The 23,404-nt window shown below is 52.3% G+C and carries 17 protein-coding genes; 13 read left to right on the forward strand and 4 right to left on the reverse strand.

Going from position 1 to position 23,404, the window contains the following annotated elements:
- Positions 1 to 65: 65 nt before the first annotated feature.
- The gene (locus GBK04_RS17940; protein ID WP_373331084.1) at positions 66 to 2,075 is read right to left on the reverse strand and encodes a T9SS type A sorting domain-containing protein; all 2,010 of its coding nucleotides are present in this window, start codon (positions 2,073 to 2,075) and stop codon (positions 66 to 68) included.
- A gap of 51 nt (positions 2,076 to 2,126) precedes the next feature.
- The gene (locus tag GBK04_RS17945; RefSeq protein ID WP_152762003.1) at positions 2,127 to 2,873 is read right to left on the reverse strand and encodes a beta-galactosidase trimerization domain-containing protein; all 747 of its coding nucleotides are present in this window, start codon (positions 2,871 to 2,873) and stop codon (positions 2,127 to 2,129) included.
- A 102-nt stretch (positions 2,874 to 2,975) separates the two neighbouring features.
- Here GBK04_RS17945 and GBK04_RS17950 point away from each other — a divergent pair, with 102 nt between their 5' ends.
- The 13 genes from GBK04_RS17950 to GBK04_RS18010 all read left to right on the forward strand — a co-directional run bounded on the left by GBK04_RS17950 (position 2,976) and on the right by GBK04_RS18010 (position 19,402).
- Positions 2,976 to 3,683 carry a hypothetical protein gene (locus tag GBK04_RS17950; RefSeq protein WP_152762005.1) on the forward strand — a complete coding sequence of 236 codons (708 nt, stop codon included), beginning with the start codon at positions 2,976 to 2,978 and terminating at the stop codon, positions 3,681 to 3,683.
- Between the two features lie 82 nt (positions 3,684 to 3,765).
- The gene (locus GBK04_RS17955) at positions 3,766 to 4,605 is read left to right on the forward strand and encodes a metallophosphoesterase (RefSeq protein WP_152762007.1); all 840 of its coding nucleotides are present in this window, start codon (positions 3,766 to 3,768) and stop codon (positions 4,603 to 4,605) included.
- Between the two features lie 111 nt (positions 4,606 to 4,716).
- Positions 4,717 to 5,349: a TetR/AcrR family transcriptional regulator gene (locus tag GBK04_RS17960; protein WP_152762009.1), complete on the forward strand. Its 633-nt coding sequence runs from the start codon at positions 4,717 to 4,719 to the stop codon at positions 5,347 to 5,349.
- 48 nt (positions 5,350 to 5,397) lie between these two features.
- Complete coding sequence (locus GBK04_RS17965; protein ID WP_373331085.1) at positions 5,398 to 6,690, forward strand: TolC family protein; 1,293 nt, start codon at positions 5,398 to 5,400, stop codon at positions 6,688 to 6,690.
- Positions 6,691 to 6,808: 118 nt separating this feature from the next.
- Complete coding sequence (locus GBK04_RS17970; RefSeq protein WP_152762011.1) at positions 6,809 to 7,771, forward strand: HlyD family secretion protein; 963 nt, start codon at positions 6,809 to 6,811, stop codon at positions 7,769 to 7,771.
- Between the two features lie 144 nt (positions 7,772 to 7,915).
- Positions 7,916 to 8,830 (forward strand): ABC transporter ATP-binding protein, encoded by a 915-nt coding sequence (locus tag GBK04_RS17975; protein WP_152762013.1) that lies wholly within the window; start codon positions 7,916 to 7,918, stop codon positions 8,828 to 8,830.
- Between the two features lie 53 nt (positions 8,831 to 8,883).
- Positions 8,884 to 9,624, forward strand: coding sequence for an ABC transporter ATP-binding protein (locus GBK04_RS17980; RefSeq protein WP_152762015.1), 741 nt, complete (start codon positions 8,884 to 8,886; stop codon positions 9,622 to 9,624).
- 27 nt (positions 9,625 to 9,651) lie between these two features.
- Positions 9,652 to 10,758 (forward strand): ABC transporter permease, encoded by a 1,107-nt coding sequence (locus GBK04_RS17985; RefSeq protein WP_152762017.1) that lies wholly within the window; start codon positions 9,652 to 9,654, stop codon positions 10,756 to 10,758.
- Between the two features lie 5 nt (positions 10,759 to 10,763).
- A complete protein-coding gene (locus GBK04_RS17990) occupies positions 10,764 to 11,885 on the forward strand; it encodes an ABC transporter permease (protein WP_152762019.1) in 1,122 nt (373 codons plus the stop codon).
- Between the two features lie 225 nt (positions 11,886 to 12,110).
- On the forward strand, positions 12,111 to 13,553 hold the full coding sequence (locus GBK04_RS17995; protein ID WP_152762021.1) for a sulfatase: 1,443 nt from the start codon (positions 12,111 to 12,113) through the stop codon (positions 13,551 to 13,553).
- A gap of 246 nt (positions 13,554 to 13,799) precedes the next feature.
- Positions 13,800 to 14,144, forward strand: coding sequence for a PadR family transcriptional regulator (locus tag GBK04_RS18000; RefSeq protein WP_152762023.1), 345 nt, complete (start codon positions 13,800 to 13,802; stop codon positions 14,142 to 14,144).
- Positions 14,141 to 16,756, forward strand: a complete 2,616-nt coding sequence (locus GBK04_RS18005; RefSeq protein WP_373331086.1) for an ABC transporter permease — start codon at positions 14,141 to 14,143, stop codon at positions 16,754 to 16,756. Before GBK04_RS18000 ends, GBK04_RS18005 begins: the two co-directional genes overlap by 4 nt.
- A 3-nt stretch (positions 16,757 to 16,759) precedes the next feature.
- Positions 16,760 to 19,402, forward strand: coding sequence for an ABC transporter permease (locus tag GBK04_RS18010; protein ID WP_152762025.1), 2,643 nt, complete (start codon positions 16,760 to 16,762; stop codon positions 19,400 to 19,402).
- 55 nt (positions 19,403 to 19,457) lie between these two features.
- Here GBK04_RS18010 and GBK04_RS18015 read toward each other — a convergent pair whose 3' ends face one another.
- The gene (locus GBK04_RS18015; RefSeq protein ID WP_152762027.1) at positions 19,458 to 20,543 is read right to left on the reverse strand and encodes an alpha/beta hydrolase family protein; all 1,086 of its coding nucleotides are present in this window, start codon (positions 20,541 to 20,543) and stop codon (positions 19,458 to 19,460) included.
- Between the two features lie 44 nt (positions 20,544 to 20,587).
- The gene (locus GBK04_RS18020; RefSeq protein ID WP_152762029.1) at positions 20,588 to 23,317 is read right to left on the reverse strand and encodes a M14 family metallopeptidase; all 2,730 of its coding nucleotides are present in this window, start codon (positions 23,315 to 23,317) and stop codon (positions 20,588 to 20,590) included.
- Positions 23,318 to 23,404 lie beyond the last annotated feature (87 nt).

A 23,404-nucleotide genomic window follows, 5' to 3' on the forward strand; every position in this document is an offset into this window, starting at 1 on the left:
TGCCACTACCTATATAATATAATAAAAGCCCGAGGGTACCCTCGGGCTTTTTCTTGTTGAGCCTGTTAACGGACCATGATCCGCTGGGTTTGCCTCGTCCCATTCCGTTCTGTTTTTAATAAATATACACCCGGCGGCAGAAGGTTCGGAGTCTGTAAAACGGATAGCCCACGGATGCCACTGTCGCCGATCTCGGCGGGTATAAGCTGCCCTTGCGCGTTGAACAGCTGGTAACGGAATGGTTCTTCAAAATCGGTACGCAGGTAAATGGGAGCACCGGACGATGCCGGATTGGGAAAAGCAGTAAGCACCGACGGCGTTTCGCCCCGAAAAACGGCCACCAGCGGCGAATACTGGCTGGTGCCATCAGGATAATCCAGCCGAATGCGGTAGTAGGCGGTTTGGGGGGAAGGGTTTGTATCAATAAAAGAATACAGCTGCGACGAACGGTCATCCGCAAAAGCGGGAACCGTGCCCACCGCCTGGAAAGCCGCGCGGTCGTCGCTGCGTTCCAGGGTAATCGATAAGGTACCTGGGGTGGGGGCTGCCAAGGCGTGTATCTCGATGGAATGATCCAGCACCCGCGCTTCCAGCGACCGGATCACCTGGGGGGTACCCAAGCCGTTTTTTAGGGTCAGAACTTCCGAGGCCGTTCCCACCAGAACAGGATTTTGTGCCACCACCCGGAGTCGGTAGCCGCCCACGGGCAAGGGGGTAGGTAGGGTTACGCGCACCGGACTTTGCAGGCCGGAGCCGACTGTCGCCAGGAAATTTCCCTGAGAATCCAGCAATTGGACAGCGATTTTGGCGGTATCCGGTATTTGGCCAATCACTTCATAAGGCAGCAGGAAAGACTGGCCCGGCGCTGCCTCCCGCGGTACCAAGCCGGTATTGATGAAGGCCGTAGGAGTGTAGGCCGGCCGCTGCGCGAAGAATGTATCGGACAGCGCCCGGTTCCAGGCCTGAGCCATTTGGGTGAGGCCCTGTGTACCTCCCGGGACATTCTCGAAGTGCCCGTGATCGGGGCGGGGTACCTGAATCGTGTCGGTGTAGGGACCGCGCCAGTTGCCTAGTTCGGCAGCAAGCTGAATTTGGGCATCGAGTACGGGCAGATAGGGATCGATGATAAAACTCACCGAACATAGCGCCACCACCCAGTTGAGGGGATACCCGAAATCGTGCCGGGCGATTTGGAACATCCGATGCAGATTGTTGTAATAGTCGGCTTGCGAAATTTTAAGATGGGCGGCGTCATTTTCTCCGTGAAACCAAAGTATCCCCCGGAGGCCCAGCCACGAGTGGTAGGAGCGCAGCGTATTGATGAGATTTGAATAGGGCTGCCGGTTGGGCCAATCCTTACCTACATAGATGTTCAGCGTGTTGCGGCCTTCGGCGCTCTCGCGCCAGTTGATCGAATTGGCTGCCGCCCAGCCGGCATTCATAAACAGGACGGGTACCCCCAGCCGTGCCACCAGCTTCGCGCCCAGTTCTCCCCAGTACCAGGCCGATTCGCCCGAGGGAAAAATCCGGTTCTCGGCTTTGAGTGGCTCAAAATGTGGAATCGGCATCGGGATGTCCGGCGCTACGGTGATGTTATCGCCGTTGAGGTATTTGTTCAGAGCATTGAAGGATATCACCCGTTCGGAGGGAGATTTGGCGCCCAGATCAGGCAACCCCATGGCGTTGGAGTGCCCGGCCACCAGGAACACCTCCCCAATACCTACGGGCTGCACCGAAACCGTATCTACTTCATTATCTGGCATAATACCCCTGACTTCCAGCCGGTACCAGCCTCCGGGTGCTACCAGCGTACCTAGAAAAATTCCCTGCTGCCCGGGAACATCTAAAGGTACCCAGGTACCTGTACCTTCCGATTGCTCGGGAAGCGAAATAAGCCGGGCTTCCAGGGTTTGGTACGGAATAGTATAGATCCCACTGATCTGTAGCCGCCCCTGATTGTCCTGGTCCCGTTGAATTACGGTATGTTGGGCAGGGGAAGTGATAATAATCCCCGCCTGGATGCGAGGTACACAGAGTATTAATGCAAGAATTAGCGGCAGGAGAAATCGTTTCATTGGGTGCGTTTTCATCCCTCCTATAACTTGCCCAGGGTGACCAATGTTGTATCAGCTCACGATTCCCGGGTGGATGCCGCCAGTTTTAGATGCGGCAACGTCCGGTGCAAGTCTATCCAGGGCATTTAGTACTAGTCGCCGGCACCAGCGGGGAGCGCTTCGGTGGTATTGGGTGAAAATCGGGTGCATGAAGTAGATGACTTTCCCGTTTTCTGTAACGGCGGGGTAGTGGTCTGTGCCCACAACAGGAGGCAGGGTAGGGGCCAGTACCGTAGCATTGCTGGGTCGTACTTCGATACCTCTAAGGTACATGACTAGTTCGCTGCTCGCCAGATTCTGCCCAATTTCACTGTTTCTGGTGTCGATAAAATCGGGACTGTACGGAGCTTCTCCTACCCGTTGAATGCCAAAAGCAGGCGTCGCAAACTGCGCGCCATCGGGTGTCAAGCCCGACCGCCAGGAGGCCAGCATGGCTCCGCCCTGCTGTAGGTAGGTCTCGATTTTTTTCGTAAAAATAGGGCTGAACAGTACGCTATCGGGAAGAATAAGTACTTTGTACGAAGAAAAGTGGGCGGTCTGATTGACAACCTCGAACGAAAGCCCGCTTTCCCGCAGCATTACGGCGGCACCCGCAGTGGCTTCCGACGGGTACGAACTGCCTTGATTGCTTCCAGCGACCCCTGCGGGATCGATTATGGCGATACCTTTAAGGGGAGGGGTACCCTTACAATCGGGTCGAATGGCCAGGAGCCCGGCCACGCTAAGGGTACTGATTTGAATGAAATCGCGACGCTGCATGGGAAAGTTGGGGATAAAGGCCCGGTACAATTCTTATATGAAAAAGGGTTCGGTACGGCTTTCTTACTTCAAGAATTTGCTATTTGCCCGAAAACTTTCTTCATGAAAAAATATTGTGTACTACTTCGCACGTTTCTCATCCTCCTGGGTACCGTGGCTACCGGAGTAGCCAGCGCCCAAGGCGATTCCACCAAACTATTTCCCTGGAAACTACACCTGCAATCGCGGTTTTCGCTGGCCGAAGGCTCACTGGTAGGAACCTGGGGGGTGAGCGCAGGCTATGTATGGGGGCCTTACGAGCGCGAGCTGACCGTAGGGTACCATTGGCTGGGTGCGCGCGGCAATCGGCAATTGGGCCAAATTGAAAAGGAACTAGCCCGCGAATCAGCGTTGGATTCCTATAACTCCGTACAAGCGGGCTTCGTGAATGTGGGGTACTGGCACATCGTGCATAACACCCGGCGTTGGAAATGGGGTTTTCCCATCGAACTGGGTGTGGGCAAAGCTACCGCCCGCCCCCATTCACTGCTGGATGAACCCCTTCCGGCCGAGGCACTTACCTCTACCATTCTGCCTCTGCAGCTGGCGGGTTATGGAGAGTGGAAAGCTACCCGCTGGGTAGGCATCGGTTTGCAGGCAGGCTACCGCCAGAACCTCATTCGCTTTGCTGCGGCCGAAAATCTGAGTGGACCCTATGGCCGTCTGAGGGTTTTGGTGTACCCGGCCACCTATGTGGATTGGTTGCGGTTTATCTTCAAAAAGAAACCCTTGCCTTCTCCCTTTTATAAAAAACAAAAATCTACGCCCTGATCGGGCCGGGGTACCTTGCTTCGGCTTACATTTGAAAATTCGTACTTACTAAGACAGGGCTTGTTGATAAAATAAAGCAGATTTGAAAAGAAGAACCTTCTTAAAAGGAATAGCAGCGGCGGGCGGGGCCGGAGTGATTACCGGCCTGTATACCTGGCAAGTAGAACCTTTCTGGCTGGAATTTACCCAGCACCCGATGCCGGTCCGCAACTTACCGGAGGAGCTCGTGGGCAAAACGCTCATGCAAATCAGTGACACGCATGTAGGTACCCGCTTTCCCCGTAGCTACCTCGTCGAGTCGTTTCAGAAAGCCCAGGCCATGAATCCCGATTTTGTGGTGTACACGGGCGATTTTGTGAATTATGAAGACAAATCCCAGTTTGATCAGCTCAGCGAGGTGTATGACCACGCCGTGCACGGCAAGCTAGGTACCCTGGGGATTCTGGGTAACCACGATTATGGCAAAGATTGGCGGGAAGATCAGGTGGCCGATCGCGTAACGGACATCGTGACGGGGAAGGGAATCCAGATATTACGGAACCAGCAGGCTACCGTCAGAGGTCTCAATATCGTCGGGCTAGATGATTATTGGGCGACCAATTTTAAACCTGAATCGGTACTCAGCGGCCTCGATCCCAACCTACCCCACGTAGTCCTCTGCCACAACCCCGACGTGACCGACCTACCCGTCTGGAATGGCTACCGGGGCTGGATTTTGTCGGGCCACACCCACGGCGGACAGTGCAAGCCGCCCTTTTTGCGCGCACCTTTATTGCCGGTAAATAACAAACGGTACGACCAGGGGCGGAAGGACTTGGAAGATGGACGTACGCTGTATATCAATCGGGCGCTGGGGCATCTGATTCAGGTGCGCTTCAACGTCAGGCCGGAAATTACCGTATTTACGTTGGAGCGTGGGTAGGCGTGCAGGGTACCCTGTGAGTTAAAAAGAAGTGAGTCTTCTTATTTTTTTTATTAATCATTTGATTAAATCGTTTGTATTATTATCTTTGTCCATCAATCAGACTAGCGGATGACCGGAAAGAAAGCCAAGGAGGAAACTGATTCCAGTACGGAGGAGAAAATCAAGAGCGCGGCGCGGACGATTTTTCATAAAAAAGGCTTCGCCGCTACCCGAACCCGGGACATTGCTGAGGAAGCGGGCTTGAACCTCGCCTTGCTCAATTACTATTTCCGGAGCAAGCAAAAGCTCTTCGACCTGATCATGCTGGAAAGTATGCAGCAATTCTTGACGTCCATGACGGGCATGTTCAATGATCGCGAAACGTCACTGGAAAAAAAAATTGAACTGCTGGTCAGTAATTACATCGACCTGCTGACCGAAGAACCGGACATTCCGCTATTCATTCTGAGTGAGTTGAGGAATAATCCGCAGGAACTCGTATCCAAAATAAAGGTGAAAGAAGTTTTGATGAAATCGTACCTGATGAAACAGTTGCAACAGGCCGTGGAAGAGGGTATAATCGCGCCCATCAATCCTCTGCATTTTATCATGAATATCATGGGCCTGACCGTTTTCCCGTTCATCGCCAAGCCCATTCTTTCTCATTTGGGAGACCTGTCGGATGAGGACTTTAATCGCCTGGTAGAGCAGCGGAAAGCGCTGGTTCCGAAGTGGGTAAAAGCGATCATGGCTGTGGGGTAGCTATTTTTTTGCTTGATGTTTAATCAAATTTTTAAATCAAAATAATAAATGAATACGTGGAAAAAGCAGCTCGCCACTAAAATCATAAAAGCCGTTGGCTGTCAGCTAATAATCTTCGGCCTGATGGTACCTAGGATTTCGGCTCAGGTGCTGACGCTGGAAGGATGCTATACGTTGGTCCGGCAGAACTATCCGATGGTAAAACAACGGGCGCTCATCGAAAAAATGCGGGACTTTACAGTAAGCAATGCCGCTAAAGGTACCCTGCCGCAGCTGAGCGTGGGCGGGCAGGCGACCTACCAATCGGCGGTGACCCGGATTCCGATCGAGGTACCCGGCCTGGACATACCTACCCTCAGCAAGGATCAATACAAGATTTTTGGGGAAATCAGCCAGTCGCTGACCGACGGGCCGGTCGTAAGCCAACAAAAGGAACTGGCGCGCGTGAGTGCCGCCGCCGAAACTCAGAAAGTGGAAGTGGAACTCTATAAGCTCAGGGAGCGGGTGAACCAGCTTTTCTTCGGCATTTTGCTCTTGGAAGCGCAGATTAAGCAAACGGAATTGCTGGAAAACGACATCAGGGTAGGTCTGAATAAAACCGAAGCCGCCATTGCCAACGGCACCGCCCTAAAAAGTAACGCCGATATTCTGAACGCCGAACTGTTGAAAACCGAGCAGCGGCGCATCGAGTTGCGGGCCAATCGCCAGGGGTACGCGGATATGCTGGCGCTGCTGATCAACCAGCCTGTGGAGGAAAGCACGGTGCTGGAAACCCCACCCGTGCCCGGACTTTCGCCGGATATAAACCGTCCTGAACTGGGTTTATACGAAGTACAGCAAAAGAGTTTCGAGGTACAGAACCGGCTGCTTTCGGCCCGGCTCAATCCGCGGCTTAGCTTGTTCGTGCAGGGTGGCTATGGCCGTCCTGCGCTCAATCTGCTGAGCAATACCTTCGATTTTTATGCCTTGGGCGGGGTACGTCTCAACTGGAACTTAAACGCATTTTATACCCTGAAAAACGACCGTGAACTGTTGACCATCAACCGCAGCACCGTTGATTTACAGCGCGAAACGTTTTTGTTCAACACCCGTATTTCGCTGAAGCAACAAGGTAGCGAGATAAATAAATATCAAGCCCTGATCGATACCGATAACCGGATTATCGCCCTCCGCGACCAGGTGAAAACCACCGCCAACACCCAACTGGAATTCGGGACGCTGACGGTCAATGATTACCTCACCTACCTGAATGCCGAGGATCAGGCCCGCCAGAATTTGCTGCTCCATCAGATCCAGCTATTGATGGCGCAGTACGCGTACGCGGTGACGACGGGAAATTGATCAGGTGACAGTGAATTTTGGACCCGTCAGCAGCGGCGAATTCGTGTTGCAAACGCCCATTATTAATAAAATCAGCCTGTTGAACTTAAAGATTTGAAAAAGAAAAACGATCACGAATATGTCCTCCAAAAAACTCAAACAATGTACCAAGCTATTAGCGATTAGTTCTCAGCTACTAGCTGTCCTGTTATTTTCCTGTAACAAAGATGAGAACGACTTCGATGCCTCGGGAGCGTTTGAAGCGGAGGAAACCATCATCTCGGCGGAAGCCGCCGGTGCGCTTCTGCAATTTGCTATTGAAGAGGGGCAGGTGCTGGAAAAAGGGCAGGTGGTAGGGTACATTGACAGCACACAGCTGTTCCTGAAAAAGAAGCAACTGGAAGCCCAGGTGAAAGCTACCCGCAGCCGCACGCCCGACATACAAGCCCAAACGGGTTTTTATGCCCAGCAGGCTGCCGTATCCCAAAGTAGGCTCAACAATCTGTTGAAAGAACAGCAACGATTTGAAAGTCTGGTGAAAGCCGATGCCGCCACCCAAAAGCAACTCGACGACATCAACGCCCAGGTCGATGAAGCGCAGAAAGAACTGCTGGTTATCAGTCGTCAGAAAGAAGCGCAGGTATCGGCCCTGCGCACGCAGTCGTCGTCGCTGAGTAGCGATGTGCTGCCCTTGCGGGCGCAGATCGACCAGCTGAATGACCAACTCGCCAAGTGCCGGATCGTGAACCCCATGAAAGGTACCGTGCTGACGCAATACGCCGAGGCTAACGAAATGGCCTCGCCCGGTAAGCCGCTTTACAAAATCGCCGACCTGTCTACTATGATTCTGCGGGCTTACATCACGGGCAACCAGTTGCCAGTGGTCAAATTGAACCAAAAAGTGACGGTACTGACCGACGATGGCAAAGGGGGGTACCTTCAGACTCAGGGTACTATTATCTGGATCAACGATAAGGCAGAATTTACGCCCAAAACCATCCAGACCAAAGACGAACGCGCCAACATGGTGTACGCCACCAAAATCAAGGTACCCAACGACGGTACCTTCAAGATTGGCATGTACGGAGAAGTTAAGTTTTAGTTGACAGTGGAGAGTTGACGGTTGACAGTGAGAAATTCACTAACATCTTGATAAATATGTAAAAAGCAAAGCGCACCTCCGACTACACAACTTAAAATCTTTTCAATAATCCATCGCACCGGCGACCCGGTATCAATTAAAAAAATGGTTGCGCTTACCGACATATCGAAAACCTACAACGACGGAGGTACCCTCGCGGTGGATCGCGTGTCTTTTTCGGTAGAAAAGGGTGAGCTCTTTGGGCTGATCGGGCCGGATGGAGCGGGCAAAACGAGCATTTTTCGTGTTTTGACAACGCTCTTGTTACCCGATGGCGGAAGCGCCACCGTAAATGGTTTGGATGTAGTAAAAGACTACAAAGCTATCCGGAGTCAGGTGGGGTACATGCCGGGTAAGTTCTCGCTGTATCAGGATTTATCCGTGGAGGAAAACCTGAATTTCTTTGCAACTATTTTCGGTACTACGATCGCCGAAAACTACGATCTTATCAAGGAAATTTACGTGCAGATCGAGCCTTTCAAAACCCGGCGGGCGGGCAAGCTTTCGGGCGGTATGAAGCAGAAACTCGCGCTCTGTTGCGCGCTGATCCACCGACCTACCGTACTGTTTCTGGATGAACCTACCACGGGGGTAGATACCGTGTCGCGGAAGGAGTTTTGGGAAATGCTGAAACGTCTGAAACAGCAGGGCATCACCATCCTGGTGTCGACCCCCTACATGGACGAAGCTACCCTCTGCGAGCGCATCGCCCTGATCCAGAAGGGGCGGATTATGTCCATCGATACGCCCGCAAATATCACGAAGCGGTATCCCGAAAAACTATATGCCATCAAGGCCGAAAACATGAGCAAACTGCTGCACGATTTGCGGCAGTACGAAGCCATCAAAAGCTGCAATGCCTTTGGTGAGTACCACCATATTGCCTTCAAAGACGATAGCGACGGAGAAAGTGAAAAGTTGCTGGGGTACCTTGAAACAAAAGGCCACCAAAATCTGGAAATACAGCCTACCACCCCGACCATCGAAGATTGCTTCATTGATCTGATGGAAGGTAACTAATTGGGTACCCAAATAAAAAAATAACTGTCCACCGTCAATTGTCCACTAAACAAATGAACGACATCGTCATCAAAACCGACAAACTGACCAAACGCTTCGGTGATTTCGTAGCGACGGATGCCATCACGTTCGAGGTGTATGCGGGCGAAATATTCGGATTTCTGGGTGCTAACGGAGCCGGAAAAACCACCGCCATGCGCATGCTGTGCGGATTGCTGACACCGTCGTCGGGGGAGGCTAGCATTGCCGGTTTTGATGTGTACAAACAGACCGAACAGATTAAGAAAAACATTGGCTACATGAGCCAGAAATTTTCGCTTTATGAAGACCTGACCGTGCGGGAAAATATTACTTTTTTCGGCGGTATTTACGGATTATCCGACGCCCAGATCGACGAGAAAAGCGAAGTGCTGATCCGGCAATTGGGGTTGGATCAGGAAGCTAAAAAACTCGTGGGTTCGCTGCCGCTGGGGTGGAAGCAAAAGCTTGCATTCTCGGTGGCTATACTGCACGAGCCGAAAATTGTTTTTTTGGATGAGCCGACGGGCGGCGTCGATCCCGTCACGAGAAGGCAATTCTGGGATCTGATCTACGATGCCGCTGGCCGGGGAATCACCGTGTTTGTTACCACGCACTACATGGACGAGGCCGAGTATTGCAACCGTATTTCGATGATGGTAGATGGCGTGATGAAAGCACTCGACACCCCGACAAATCTGAAAAAGCAATTTTCCGCCGAATCCATGGATGAGGTCTTTTATGAACTGGCGCGTGGTGCCGTGAGGGGGGAATAGCTGTTTTTAGCTAATAGCGTAAGAAAAATGAAAAAGTTTTTAGCCTTCGTAAGAAAAGAATTCTATCATGTTTTCCGGGATCGGAAGACCCTGCTGATGCTGTTTGGACTGCCAATCGTTCAGATTGTACTCTTCGGTTTTGCCTTGACCAATGAGATCAAGAACTCGAAAATCGTGGTGTGCGACTACGCCAAAGATGCTGCCTCGCAGCGCATTATTCAGGCCCTGGAAGCGAGCAGTAGTTTCGAAATCGAGCAATCCCTGCTCAGCCACCGCCAAATCGAGGATGCTTTTCGGCAAGGTACCATAAAGTTGGTGGTGGTATTTCCGGATGGCTTCAACGATGATTTGCAGCGTTTCAACAAAGCCCAAATCCAGGTCATTGCCGACGCATCGGACCCCAACACGGCCACCACGCTCACCAATTACGTCAACAACATTGTGCTGGACTACCAGAAAGAGCTTGCTCCGACTAATCCGCTGCCCTACCAGATCGTCCCTGAAACCCGGATGCTGTACAATCCCGAGCTGAAAGGTGCTACGAACTTTGTACCGGGCGTGATGGCACTGGTACTCATGCTGGTGTGCGTGCTGATGACCTCCGTGTCCATTGTCCGCGAGAAAGAACTGGGTACCATGGAAGTATTGCTGGTGTCGCCCTTCAATCCTTTTCTGGTCATTATTTCCAAAGCGGTACCCTATTTTGCGCTGTCGCTGGTGAATCTTACGGTCATTTTGCTACTTAGTGTTTTTCTGCTCGATATGCCTTTCAACGGGAGCGTATTATTGCTCTTTGCTGAAAGCAGTTTGCTGATCCTGACGTCGCTTTCGTTGGGCCTGCTGATTTCCAACAGCACCGATTCGCAACAATCCGCCATGCTCATTTCACTCATGGGCATGCTGATTCCCACCATGCTATTTACGGGCTTCATGTTTCCGCTGGAAAACATGCCCCTGCCGTTGCAGGTCATCGCCAACGCGGTACCTTCCAAATGGTACTACATCATCGTAAAATCCATCATGATCAAGGGCCTTGGTTTCGGGGCCATCTGGAAAGAAACCCTCATTCTGGCGGGTATGACTACGTTCCTGCTGGTAATAAGTTTCAAGCGCTTCAAAATCAGATTATCCTAAGTACCATGCGTACACTCAAATTCTTACTTCAGAAAGAATTCCGGCAGATTTTTCGTAACAAATCGCTGTTGCCGGTCATCTTCGCCATGCCCATTATCCAATTATTGGTGATGCCCCTGGCGGCAGACTACGAGGTGAAAAACATCAACATCGCCATCGTGGACCACGATCGCTCGCCCTACTCCCAAAAACTGACCTCCAAAATCACCGCTTCGGGCTATTTCCGGCTGGCGGGTTACGGGCATTCGTATAAACAGGCGTATGGACAAATTGAAAAAGACAAAGCCGACCTGATTCTGGAAATTCCGGCCGAATTTGAGAAAAATCTGGTGCGGGAGAATAAGCAGAAACTGTTCATCGCCGTCAACGCCATCAATGGTACTAAGGCCAATCTGGGCGGGGCGTACCTGGGTCGGATTATCGCAGATTTCAACGCCGACATCCGGCTGGACTGGATTCCGCCACAGCGTTTTGCGCCCATGCCCACGATCCAGGTAGCTTCATCCAACTGGTTCAATCCCTTCCTGGATTATAGTTTTTTTATGGTACCCGGCATTTTGGCCATCCTGGTCACGATGGTCTGTGCCTATATGTGTTCGCTCAATATCGTGAAGGAAAAAGAGGTGGGTACCATCGAGCAGATCAACGTCACGCCCATTCGCAAGTACCACTTCATCCTGGGTAAGCTGATTCCTTTCTGGGTGATCGGCATGTTTGTGTTTTCCGTTGGATTATTCATCGTCGGACGCCTGGTTTATGGCATCGTGCCGTTAGGCAGCGTGGCGTTATTATATAGTTTTCTGGCCCTGTATCTGGTAGCCATGCTAGGTTTTGGCTTGCTGATTTCAACCTATGCCGACACGCAGCAACAAGCCATGTCCGTGGTTTTTTTCTTTATGATGATTTTCCTGTTGATGAGCGGGCTATTCACCCCAATCGACAGTATGCCCGGCTGGGCCAAGGTGATTGCGTATGGCAATCCGGTCACCTACTTCATCGATGTGATGCGGATGTTAGTGCTGAAAGGAAGCCGGTTTTCGGACATCAAACTTCATTTCCTGGTCATAACGGGCTTTGCGCTACTATTCAACGGCTGGGCGGTTTTGAATTATAAGAAGACGAGTTGAGGCGAGAGAGTGGCGAGACCCGAAACTGGGAAAAGGCGATTTACCGTCTGGCGTTGGTAGCAAAATCTCGCGCCCTGGGCGGTAAGCACGAATTTACATTCAGCGTAGCCAGGCCCTGACCCGCGCTGAACAGGAAGAACCTAGGTGATTTTTACTTAACCGGTGGATGGGTACCTGAAATTTTCCTGATCTGTAGACCAATTTGACGCAATACGTGAAGTGCCTATGAAACCGATTCTTTTTTTACTGTCAGCACTGCTGGTTCTGGCGGCCGGTAGTCCACAGGAAGCCGAGGACCAAAAGTCCGGGCCACCCAATATACTCATGATTGCTGTGGACGACATGAACGATTTTATCGGCGCTATGGGCCATCCCGACGCCATCACGCCCAATCTGGATAAGTTGATTCGTCGGGGCGTGTTATTTTCCAACGCCCAGTGCCAATCGCCTATGTGTAGTCCGTCGAGGGCAGCCATCATGACCGGCCTGCGTCCTTCCACAACGGGAATTTATGGTTTTATCGACGATGACCTGGTCAAGGAAACCAACGCGGCTACCCGGCGTACGGATATGATGTACCAGTACTTTAAGTCGCAGGGCTACTATACTATGGGCGTCGGCAAGCTTTTCCATGAGCATGCTCCCCAAGGTCAGCTGGACGAAAGCGGCGGGCGCGTACCGGGCTTCGGTCCTTCGCCAGCCCGGCACTTCCACTGGAACAAAAAGGGTACCTCTACGGATTGGGGCGCTTTTCCGCTGCAGGATGAGCAGATGCCCGACTATAAGTCGGCGCAGTGGGCCATCGAGCGGCTTGGCCGGACCTACGATAAGCCGTTCTTTCTCTCGGTAGGTTTTCTGAGGCCGCACGTACCTTGGTACGTACCTCAGAAGTGGTTCGATCTGTATGATCCGGATAAACTGCATTTGCCACCCTACCTGAAATCGGACCGGGAGGACCTGCCCGCCATAGCCCTGGCCATCGACGACCTGCCCATGATGCCCACTACCGACTGGGCCATCGAAAACCAGCAGTGGAAGAATATTCTTCAGGGGTACCTGGCCAGTGTTTCGTTCGTGGATCATTACATCGGTGAGGTACTGGATGCGCTGGAAAAGAGTCCACACGCCCGGAATACTATCGTCGTGCTTTGGTCGGATCATGGGTACCGGCTGGGTGAGAAAGGTACCTTCGCCAAAGTGTGCCTGTGGGACCGGGCCACCACGGCCCCGTTAATTTTCGCCGGTCCTGGCTTGCCACAAAACACCCGCATTGCTGCGCCCATTGAGCTCTTTTCCATTTATCCCACCCTCACGGACCTGTGCGGACTGGCTCCCGCCCCAAATCTCGAGGCCCGCAGCCTGCAACCGTTGTTGAAACAGCCCCGGACCAATTGGCCGTATCCTACCGTTACAACCTGGGGCCGGAATAATCATGCGATAAAAACCAAAGATTATCGCTACATCCGCTACGAAGACGGGACCGAGGAACTGTACCTGGAGAAAAGCGATCCGAACGAATGGCAGAATGTAGCCGACCAACCCCAATACGCCCCGGTGAAAGCTCGGCTCAAAAAGTTTTTACCCGCGGTGAATGTCAAATGGGCGGCCGCTTCTGCCTACGACAATAACGAGTACTTCATCCGGCAAAAACGCGAACAGAGCGAATAGACCTCCTGGGTATTAGTACCTAGGAAGGACCTGTCATCCGTCCAGTGTGCTATTCGGGACAAATATTCCGATTCCCACCTACTCCATTATCTTCATTAGTGCCGTTCTAAAGCGTACATCCACTGTCCGCTATCGGACAGTTTCGGCATGTTCGTTCAGACTAAAAAGGGCTCAGGATGCTTGAAACACATTTTCCATTTGCTGGCATTACATTTGATCAGCAAAAGTAGAACTAATGGTTTGCGAATGGAACGGACATATCTGGGCGAATTTGAAGAAATAGTACTATTGACAGCGGCGGTGCTGGCCTTGCAAAACGATGCTTACGGTGTTGCGATTACCCACGAGATTATCGAGGAAACGGGCCGCTCGGTCCGGTTGAATCAGGTGCATGCGGCCCTGCAAAGGTTGGAAGACAAAGGCATGGTGAAATCGCACATGGGCGAACCAACGCCCGAGCGCGGTGGCCGACGCAAGCGGCTGTTCAATATCACGGCCTACGGGCAGCGTACCCTTCGGGATATTCAGGCCGTCCGCGAAAGCCTTTGGAGCCGTATGCAGGTACCCTTCCATCCAGCCTTAAACCTATGAACACCCCCAAACCCCCGCGCCTGGCCGACCGCCTGCTGGAATGGCTGGTGGGCCCACACCTGCTGGAATCCCTGCTGGGCGACCTGCACGAGGAATTCGACTACCAAGTCGGACGGGTTGGGGAAAAACGGGCCCGCTGGCGCTATTGGCGCGAGGTACTGGGTTTTGTCAAACCCCGCTTCATCCGCGGACCTAAATCCATTCATTCAACCCCAAACCCTACAGACATGCTACGCAATTATTTGAAAATCGCCCTGAGGGGCCTGGTTAAGAACAAAGCCTACTCGGCTATCAACATTGGTGGATTGGCCGTAGGTATGGCCGTCGCGATGCTCATCGGCCTTTGGGTGTGGGATGAATTGACGTACGACCATTACCATGAAAACCACGACCGTATCGCGCAAGTATGGCAGAGCCGCACTAGCAATGGCGAAATAACAACGCGCATCACCGTACCGAGACCGCTGGAAATGTCGTTGCGCAATGAGTATTCCGACTATTTCGACCATATCGTGATGAGTAGCTGGACGCTACGCGGAGTCGTAGCGTATGGCAATACACAATTAGTGAAAGAAGGCAACTATATGCAACCTGCCGCTCCCGAGATGCTGAGTCTGGAAATCCTGGCGGGTCAAAAGGACGGCTTACAGGAGATTAACTCGATCATGCTGGCAGCTTCCACGGCGAAGGGGCTTTTTGGCGATGAAGACCCGATTGGGAAGATCGTGAGGTTCGACAACGAGCATAACTTGAAAGTGACGGGCATTTTTGCCGATATTCCAGCCAGCGATTCTTTCAACGAAACTACCTTTATCATTCCCTGGGAGCATCTAGTGGCCAATACCGAATGGATAAGGAACGCTGCTGACCAATGGGGTAATAATTCGTTCCGGCTATTTGTGCAGCTTGCCGATAATGCGACAATGTCGGAAGTAAGTGCCAAGATAAAAGATATAAAATTAAAGGCTAATCCCGAACTCGCTGACCAAAATCCGCAGTTCCTCCTACTGCCGATGAACGACTGGCATCTGAGATCCACATTCGAGAACGGTGTGCAGTCGGGTGGGGGATTTGAAAACGTCTGGCTGTTCGGATTCATCGGGGCGTTTGTCCTGTTGCTGGCTTGCATCAATTTTATGAATCTCAGCACTGCCCGTTCCGAGAAACGTGCGCGGGAAGTCGGCATCCGCAAGGCGGTGGGGTCAGTACGTTCGCAGTTGGTGAGCCAGTTTCTGAGTGAATCGTTTCTGGTGGTCGGACTAGCGTTTTGGATCGCTGTGCTGCTGGTACTTCTTTCTATTCCTGCTTTCAATACTTTGGCGGACAAACAAATTACTTTTCCCTGGGAAAATCTTTATTTCTGGGGTATTTCCTTGTTCTTCATTGTTGTCACGGCGATGCTGTCCGGCAGCTACCCGGCTTTGTACCTATCCTCTTTCCAGCCCGTAAAAGTCTTGAAGGGTACTTTTAGAGTAGGTCGCTACGCTGCTTTACCACGCAAAGTGCTGGTCGTGCTGCAATTCACGGTGTCGGTGGCTTTGATTATAGGCACGGTGACGGTTTTCAGGCAAGTTCAGTTTACCAAAAACCGTCCCATCGGCTATGACCGTGCCGGACTGGTGCAAATCCCGTTGACTGAGGGCGCATTCGGTGGAAAATATGCCTTCATCCGCAACGAACTCATTAATTCTGGGGCTGTCGTAGATATGTCCGCGACCAGCAACCCGACGACGGAGGTATACTATGGTCGCGGCGGCTTCAAGTGGGCAGGCATGCCGGACGATTTTCAGGCTAGTTTCTCCTGGATCTGGGTTTCGCCCGACTATGTTAAATCGCTTGGCATGAAAATTATCGCAGGCCGGGACTTTTCGCCTGACTTCCCATCCGACTCCAACGCAATACTGCTGAACAAAACTGCTGTGGAATACATGGGGCTTTCAGACCCGGTCGGTACAACACTACGGGAAGAGGGCGGCAGGGGGATGAAAGTGATTGGTATCGTGGACGACATAGTGATGGACTCTCCCTACGAACCTGTTAAGCCCTCAGTGTATGATTTTAACAGGGGGCCTGTCCGCTTTTACCATCTCCGACTCACTCCCAATCAAAGTGCCAGCAGAAGCATCGCTACTGTCGAAAGCGTTTTCAAGAAAAACTTCCCTCAATTACCTTTCGAGTACAAGTTTGTGGATGAAGAATACGCTGCCAAATTTGCCGCCGAGGAGCGCATTGGGAAGCTGGCAGGGATGTTCACCCTGCTTGCCATTCTGATCAGTTGCCTGGGGCTGTTCGGCCTGGCCTCCTACGTGGCCGAGCAACGCACCAAAGAAATCGGCATCCGCAAGGTACTTGGTGCGAGCGTGGCCAGTTTGTGGCGGCTGCTGTCGAAAGATTTTGTGTTTCTGGTGCTCATCGCCCTACTAATCGCCGTGCCGCTGGCCTGGTATTTCATGGAGGGGTGGCTGCAGAAGTACACCTATCGCACAGAATTATCCTGGTGGATTTTTGCGGTTTCGGGTGCGGGAGCAGTAGCCCTTACGCTATTCACTGTGAGCTTTCAGAGCATTAAAGCCGCTCTGATGAACCCTGTCAAATCACTTCGTTCGGAATAAACCATGAAGCCTGTTCCACCCCGCCTGGCTGACCGCCTGCTGCAATGGCTGGTAGCGCCGCAACTGCTGGAATCCCTGCTGGGCGACCTGCACGAGGAGTTCGACTACCAAGTCGGACGGGTTGGGGAAAAACGGGCCCGCTGGCGCTACTGGCGCGAGGTACTGGGATTTGTCAAACCCCGCTTCATCCGCCGACCCAAATCCATTTACTCAACCCCAAACACTACGGATATGCTACGCAATTATCTGACTGTCGCTTTTCGAAATCTGTGGCATCATAAGGCTTTCACAGCGATCAACATGGTTGGTTTAGCTGTGGGGTTGGCCACCTGCCTGCTGATTATTCTCTTCGTGCACCACGAATTGAGTTATGATCGCTATCATGCCCACGCCGACCGCATTTACCGAATGACCTTGTATGGCCATGTGGATGAAAAAGACATGCAACTGGCCTATGCTCCCGGACCGGCCGGGCAAGCGCTGCTGCGCGACTGTCCGGGCATAGAAATGGTAACCCGACTCCGTAAGGAGGGCGATTTTTTGGTTAAGAACGGCCGCGATGTCATCAAAGAAAAACACGTGGCTTTTGTCGATTCCAATTTCTTCTCGGTTTTCACAATTCCGATGCTGAAAGGCCACCGGACGAAAGCCCTGGTCGAGCCGAACACGCTGGTGCTTACCGAAACAAGCGCCCGGAAATATTTTGGCCAGGCCAATCCGATCGGCAAAACGCTCACGATGGGTCATCTGGGAGTTTTTCGAATAACCGGCGTCTGCGCCGACGTGCCTTCCAATACACATTTTCAGTACGATATGTTTGCCTCCCTTCCTTCGGTTAAGACAGGCAGTAAATGGATGGCTAGTGGAGCGTATACGTATCTGCGGCTTCGGGATGGCTACCCTATCGGTCAGGTAGAGGCAGTCAGTCAGGGGTTTCTAAATAAATACATGGCCTCGGAAATTAAGGAGTTCTTCGGAATTACCCTGGATGATTTTTTGCAAAAAGGCAATCGGTTTGGCTTTATGTTCCAACCTCTGACCGACATTCACCTGCATTCCAATCTGGACGATGAGCTGGAGGCCAACAGTGAAAGTAGATATCTTTATATTTTTTCGGCTATTGCCCTGTTTATTCTCCTGCTGGCCTGCATTAATTTCATGAATTTAAGCACTGCCGGATCGGTCGGGCGTTCGAAAGAAGTGGGCATTCGTAAAGTGCTCGGTTCCATTCGGAAGCAGTTAATCAATCAATTCCTGGCCGAGTCGATTCTGGTAACGTTTCTGGCGCTGGGCCTGGCCCTGGTACTCGTCATATTTCTACTGCCGAGCTTCAATGAACTGGCCGGCAAACACTTCACGTACCGTGCAGTCATCAGTGGCAGGATGCTGCCGGGCATCGTGCTGGCCTGTCTGGCGATTGGCCTATTGGCGGGCAGCTATCCCGCTTTTGTGCTGTCGTCGTTCCGTCCAATAGCGGTTTTGAAAGGCGGTTTGTCAGCCGGCCCACGAAGTGGCTGGTTACGAAGCACGTTGGTTACGGTTCAGTTTGTAGTGTCGATTACCATGATTGTTGCCACCATCGTGGCCAACCAGCAGCTCCATTTCATTCAGCATAAAAAGCTTGGTTTTGACAAAGAACAATTGCTTATCCTGCACGATACGTACGTAATGGGGCCAAAACTGAATGCCTTTAAGGAAGAACTATCCAAAATGGCCTCGATCAACCGGGTAGCAATGGCGGGTTTCCTGCCGGCTGGAGCATCCAACCAAAGTGTCGATGGGATTCAGGTTCGAAACGGTTCACAGGTCAAGACGTACCGAAACAAAGGGTATTATGTCGATGAAGATTATTTACCTACGCTAGGCATTCGACTGGTACAGGGACGAAATTTTGCGGGGACATCTCCTGCCGAAGAGTCGAAAGTCCTGATTAACGAAGCGGCGGTCCTAGCCTATGGCTTCACAAATCCCATCGGGGAACAGATTTCCATAATCGGCGATGGCACTGAGGGCAGCAAACGTACCTACACGGTCGTGGGCGTTGTAAAGAATTTTCATTTCGAATCGATGCGGCAGCACATAGCTCCTCTGGTCGTGTTTTATGGTCACGAGAATGGGCAGTTGGCTTTACGTATCCAAACGAGCGATATAAGCGGCCTCCTGCATACGATTGAGCAGCGATGGAAAGCGCAGACCGACAGTCCGTTTGAGTATTCCTTTCTGGACGAACGCTTCAACACCATCTACCAGTCCGAACAACGTCTTAGCCGACTGGTGGGTATTTTTGCCGGCTTAGCCGTACTGATTGCCTGCTTGGGTTTGTTCGGACTGGCAGCACTAACAACCCATCAGCGGACAAAGGAAATTGGCGTGCGTAAAGTCCTGGGCGCATCGATTACCAGTGTGGTAGTACTATTGTCGAAAGATTTTTTGAGGCTGGTTATTCTTGCCCTGATCATTGCCTCTCCCCTGGCCTGGTACGCCATGAGTCGCTGGCTGCAGGGCTTTGCCTACAGGATCGACCTGGCGTGGTGGTACTTTGCGCTGGCTGGCCTTCTGGCGGTGGGCATTGCCCTGCTGACAGTCAGCTTCCAGAGCGTCAGGGCTGCGTTGATGAACCCGGTGAAGAGCCTGCGCAGCGAATAGCAAGAGAATGAGGTAAATTCTAAGGCCGCAGACCTGGGTACCTTACCAAAGTCTGCTACTGTTTGGGAAAGTACCCTGTCATGATCAATTCATTCACATTCTTGAACCGCTTGTTGGGTTTTAGGTACTGAGCCAGAAACTCGTATACTTTAAGCCTTATCTCCTTGGCTCCGAAATTATCGATGCGATCGAAGGTGTGGCCGCCGGGTATTTCCTGATAGATCTCGTACTCGAATTTTTTGCCCTCCGCTTTTAAGGATTTGATCAGGTGCTCTACCTCCAGCACGTTTACATCTTCATCGATGGTATTGGTATGAATCAACAGCGGTGTTTTTAATTTGTGCGCGTTCCAGGCTGGTGAGCGGCGGCGGTATTCATTCACGTTTTGGTCTGCCGATTTACCAATATGATAATCAGCGGAGTACATGTCGCGGTATCCCTGACTTTTATATCCCATGCGGGCAATCAGATCACTCACGGGTACCCCGGCGTAACCTACCTGGTAATCGTCAGGATGTTCGAAAAGGTTGAGCAGGGTGATCATGCCGCCGTGGCTCCATCCAAGAATTCCGACCCGGTCCTTGTCGACAAAATCGTAGTTTTTCAGGATGTAATCCCGGCTGGCGTTCACGTCTTCCACTTCCAGTCCGCCGTAGTCGATCATCCGGTAAAATCCCGCGCCGTAGCCCGTACTGCCCCGGTACTCGGGCGCTACCACGATATATTCCTGCGCCACAAGTTCGTGGATGATGTGCGCATAGGCCGTGTTGAAATTACTATGTACCCCACCGTGTGGAAGTACCAGTAAGGGGTACTTCTTTTTAAGGTCCAGCTTGGCGGGTATAAAGACATAGGAAGAAAACCGGACTGGGTTTTTGGCTCCCTGACCCGTCGGATTTTTTACGACCGCCGGGGGCGGACCCGTAATGATTACTTTATCTACATAGGCTACATCGGCGAGCCGCTGGTGCCAGGATACGTCGTCGATGGCCTTGTCCAGGTTGTCAAAGCTATGCTTCATGCCTTCCACCTGCCGTTGTAAATCGGCTACCTGTTGTTCGAGGGAAGACGAGGATTTGTCCTGAGCCCGGCTGACCTGACCCAGCGCCAGGGCAAAAACGAGTACGACTAGATTTTTCATGAATCGGAGAAAAGTTTGAAAAAAAGGTACCTGGTACTTTGCCGTTAATCGGCCGTGGAGTACAGTTGATTGAACATGAGCTTGAAGGTACCGTGCGACTGAGCGCGGAAGGTAATCTCCGGACCGTAGACGTACAGTTTGCCCGCACCCACCGAGGCTTCAAAGGCCGTTACGCCGCCCTGAAGGTAGGCCTGCCCCCAGGCCCAGCCGCTACGCAGCGGCTTGTCGGTCGGGAACCAGGCCAGCGGCTTGATGGTACCTTTGGACAGGGCATCGGGCGAAATCGTGAAAACCGGACTGTCGTCAAAGTACACATCCGTTTTGGCATTCATACCCCAGGCAGCGCGTTGGGTGGTGTCGACTTCTACCTGCAGGATGCTACCCGGAATGTAGTACTTTTCACCGGGCAGCGGCCGCTCTTTTCCAGCGCTGGTCATCTCTACCAGCGCGTCACGCACGGGTAGTCCCAGCTGAAAAGCCAGATTGGCGCTGCTCCCGATGGTGACGATGGTACCGCCCGCTTCCAGAAATTTTTTCAGTTGGGGAATGGATTTTCCGGCGGAGATACTCCCCATAGTCGCATGGTATTCGGCCGGGATTTCCTCTTCCTTGGGCTCACGACGGGAGTATCCCCGCCCAACCGACTGGCCCGTAACTCCCGGAATGGCGCGGGTCACAAACACAATGACATCGTATTTTTGGCGCAGATCGCCCGCGTCGATTTCCTTAGCAAATAATTGCCGGATCGGAAAATGATATTGTTCCATAATCCACCGTACCCAGCCCGAAGGCATTGAACCGCCGTAGCCGTCCCAGAGGGCAATACGGCGGGGTTTGACTGCTGCTAAGGAAGTTGCAGCGGGTTTTTTAGCCACAGCCTCCACCTTAAGGCCAAGTTCCCTGGCCGATTTTTCCAGGATGGTGGTGGCTTTGGCGCTCGCCAGCACATAAAAATCGCCCTGATTCGGCCCGGGAGCCGTGAGGCGACTGATCCCAATTCCGGCAGCCAGCAGGTCATTTACGGCCACGAACGAATTGTTGCTTCCGGCGCTTAGCTCGTAGCCGTTGCTGGTTCTGGCGGTCGGCATGGTACCCTGTGACCTTTGAATTTCCCCGTACGGAATCACCTCGAAGGGTCCCGTAAAATCATCGAGCTGCCGGTCGAACTTCACGCCCATTTGGTAAGCCAATGTCCAGCCAGCCGCATCGTAGGGACGTACCGGCGGACCGCCCTGATACTGAAAATCGTTGGGGTAATCCTGCGGCTCGAACATATCCAGAATGTGCGGACGGAAGGCCTGGGCTGACTTAACGATGTAGGAGCCCGACGAATAATTTTTTCCGGCTAGGGTAAAAGGAGAGGTGGCTTTATGAACCTGAATACCCGTTTTGATCAGGGCATTGACAAATGTCACGGCGGTGGGAAAATCGGTCTGATCCGCTGGAATCACGTACCCTCTCGGGTCGCGGAGTTTGGGATCTTTCAGCACGGCATCGTAATAACTCAGTGACGGAGACTGCGCAGTTCGCATATCTTTCTTATCGGCATTGATGGCCTCGGTGATGGCAGCAATCCGGCTGGGGTAAGGGGTCCAGTAGTCCTTACTGCCTCGTTCGATGGAGCTGCGCCCCATGTGGTAGATATTGTATAAAAGCTGATCGTGATGGCGCGCAGCGTAGTCAAGCACCGCCCAGTTCAGTGACAGGGAATAGTCGATGGATTGCCGGAAATGCCAGGGTTGGGGTAGCACCGGGTTGGGCGTGTTATTGTTGGGAATCAGACGCTCAGGGACCAACGGAATGGTATCGGGGGTAGGATTGCCAATGATTTCGGTCAGCAGGCCGATCATGTTGTGAAAATGGGTAGTGGTACGCAGGCCGCCGTTGTACCAGGTCGAAAAAGTTGAGCCATCGTGGCGGGTAAATCCCGGCTTGTCTTCCGCATTCAACCGGTTGTACATCGCGGCCCCGAGGGCATCGATACCCGTCATCATCAGGGGATCGAACACGTAGTTGAACGGGTCGCGGTAGGGCGGACCCGCCAGTACCGAGCCCGCCGGACCGCGCTGGTGGTGATTATACATGACCTGCGGAATCCATTCAACAAAAAGCTGGCGCCCCATGTTTTGGGATTCCTTCATATTCATGATGTAGAAATCCCGGTTGTTGTCGTGCCCGATGTACTTCTGGTAAAGACGGGGCAAAAATTCGAGCGAACGTTTCTTGGGGTCCGAGTCGCGCATGTACCAGTTGCTCACCAGTTCCTGACCGTCCGGATTGGCGTGAGTCAACAGTATGATTACATTATCCAGAATGTTCAGCGTTTCGGGATCTTTTCGGCTAGCCAGATTCCAAGCCGTTTCGATCAGCTGGTGAATGCCCACTGTCTCGGTCGCGTGCAGTCCGCCGTCGATCCATACGATGGCCTTGCCCTCATTGGCCAGGGCCCTGGCTTCGGCCTCGGTTAGGTTTTCGGCATGGGCCAGTTTTTGGGAGATTTCCTTGTATCGCGCCAGGTTTTTAAGATTTTCGGGCGAAGAAACGATAAACATGTACTGATTCCGGCCTTCTTCCGTCTGTCCGATGGTCGTGAGTTTCATGCGGTCGGAAGCCGCCGCCAGTTTCTTGAAATAGCGTTCGGTTTGGGTGAAGTTGGTCAGATGGTAATCGTCGCCGATGGCAAAGCCGAAATGTTCTTTGGGAGTGGGAATGTTCTGGGCAAAAGCGCTGGCATATGGCAGCAGTAAAAAGAAGGTAAAGATTTGTCGGCGCATGTGTTGGGTACTTATAAATACGAAAAATGGTTGGGGCCGGAATAAGATATTTTGAGTGTATTAAAATGATCCTCTTCAAACCGTTCG

It is taken from the genome of Salmonirosea aquatica (assembly GCF_009296315.1).
GTDB classification, from domain to species: domain Bacteria; phylum Bacteroidota; class Bacteroidia; order Cytophagales; family Spirosomataceae; genus Salmonirosea; species Salmonirosea aquatica.

Bases quoted from the DNA above. Each gene is read 5' to 3' on its own strand.
- GBK04_RS17940 (WP_373331084.1), bottom strand. From the start codon at position 2,075: ATGAAACGATTTCTCCTGCCGCTAATTCTTGCATTAATACTCTGTGTA.
- GBK04_RS17995 (WP_152762021.1), top strand. From the start codon at position 12,111: ATGAAACCGATTCTTTTTTTACTGTCAGCACTGCTGGTTCTGGCGGCC.
- GBK04_RS18020 (WP_152762029.1), bottom strand. From the start codon at position 23,317: ATGCGCCGACAAATCTTTACCTTCTTTTTACTGCTGCCATATGCCAGC.
- GBK04_RS17945 (WP_152762003.1), bottom strand. From the start codon at position 2,873: ATGCAGCGTCGCGATTTCATTCAAATCAGTACCCTTAGCGTGGCCGGG.
- GBK04_RS18015 (WP_152762027.1), bottom strand. From the start codon at position 20,543: ATGAAAAATCTAGTCGTACTCGTTTTTGCCCTGGCGCTGGGTCAGGTC.
- GBK04_RS17970 (WP_152762011.1), top strand. From the start codon at position 6,809: ATGTCCTCCAAAAAACTCAAACAATGTACCAAGCTATTAGCGATTAGT.
- GBK04_RS18010 (WP_152762025.1), top strand. From the start codon at position 16,760: ATGAAGCCTGTTCCACCCCGCCTGGCTGACCGCCTGCTGCAATGGCTG.
- GBK04_RS17965 (WP_373331085.1), top strand. From the start codon at position 5,398: ATGAATACGTGGAAAAAGCAGCTCGCCACTAAAATCATAAAAGCCGTT.
- GBK04_RS17980 (WP_152762015.1), top strand. From the start codon at position 8,884: ATGAACGACATCGTCATCAAAACCGACAAACTGACCAAACGCTTCGGT.
- GBK04_RS18000 (WP_152762023.1), top strand. From the start codon at position 13,800: ATGGAACGGACATATCTGGGCGAATTTGAAGAAATAGTACTATTGACA.
- GBK04_RS17975 (WP_152762013.1), top strand. From the start codon at position 7,916: ATGGTTGCGCTTACCGACATATCGAAAACCTACAACGACGGAGGTACC.
- GBK04_RS17950 (WP_152762005.1), top strand. From the start codon at position 2,976: ATGAAAAAATATTGTGTACTACTTCGCACGTTTCTCATCCTCCTGGGT.
- GBK04_RS18005 (WP_373331086.1), top strand. From the start codon at position 14,141: ATGAACACCCCCAAACCCCCGCGCCTGGCCGACCGCCTGCTGGAATGG.
- GBK04_RS17960 (WP_152762009.1), top strand. From the start codon at position 4,717: ATGACCGGAAAGAAAGCCAAGGAGGAAACTGATTCCAGTACGGAGGAG.
- GBK04_RS17985 (WP_152762017.1), top strand. From the start codon at position 9,652: ATGAAAAAGTTTTTAGCCTTCGTAAGAAAAGAATTCTATCATGTTTTC.
- GBK04_RS17990 (WP_152762019.1), top strand. From the start codon at position 10,764: ATGCGTACACTCAAATTCTTACTTCAGAAAGAATTCCGGCAGATTTTT.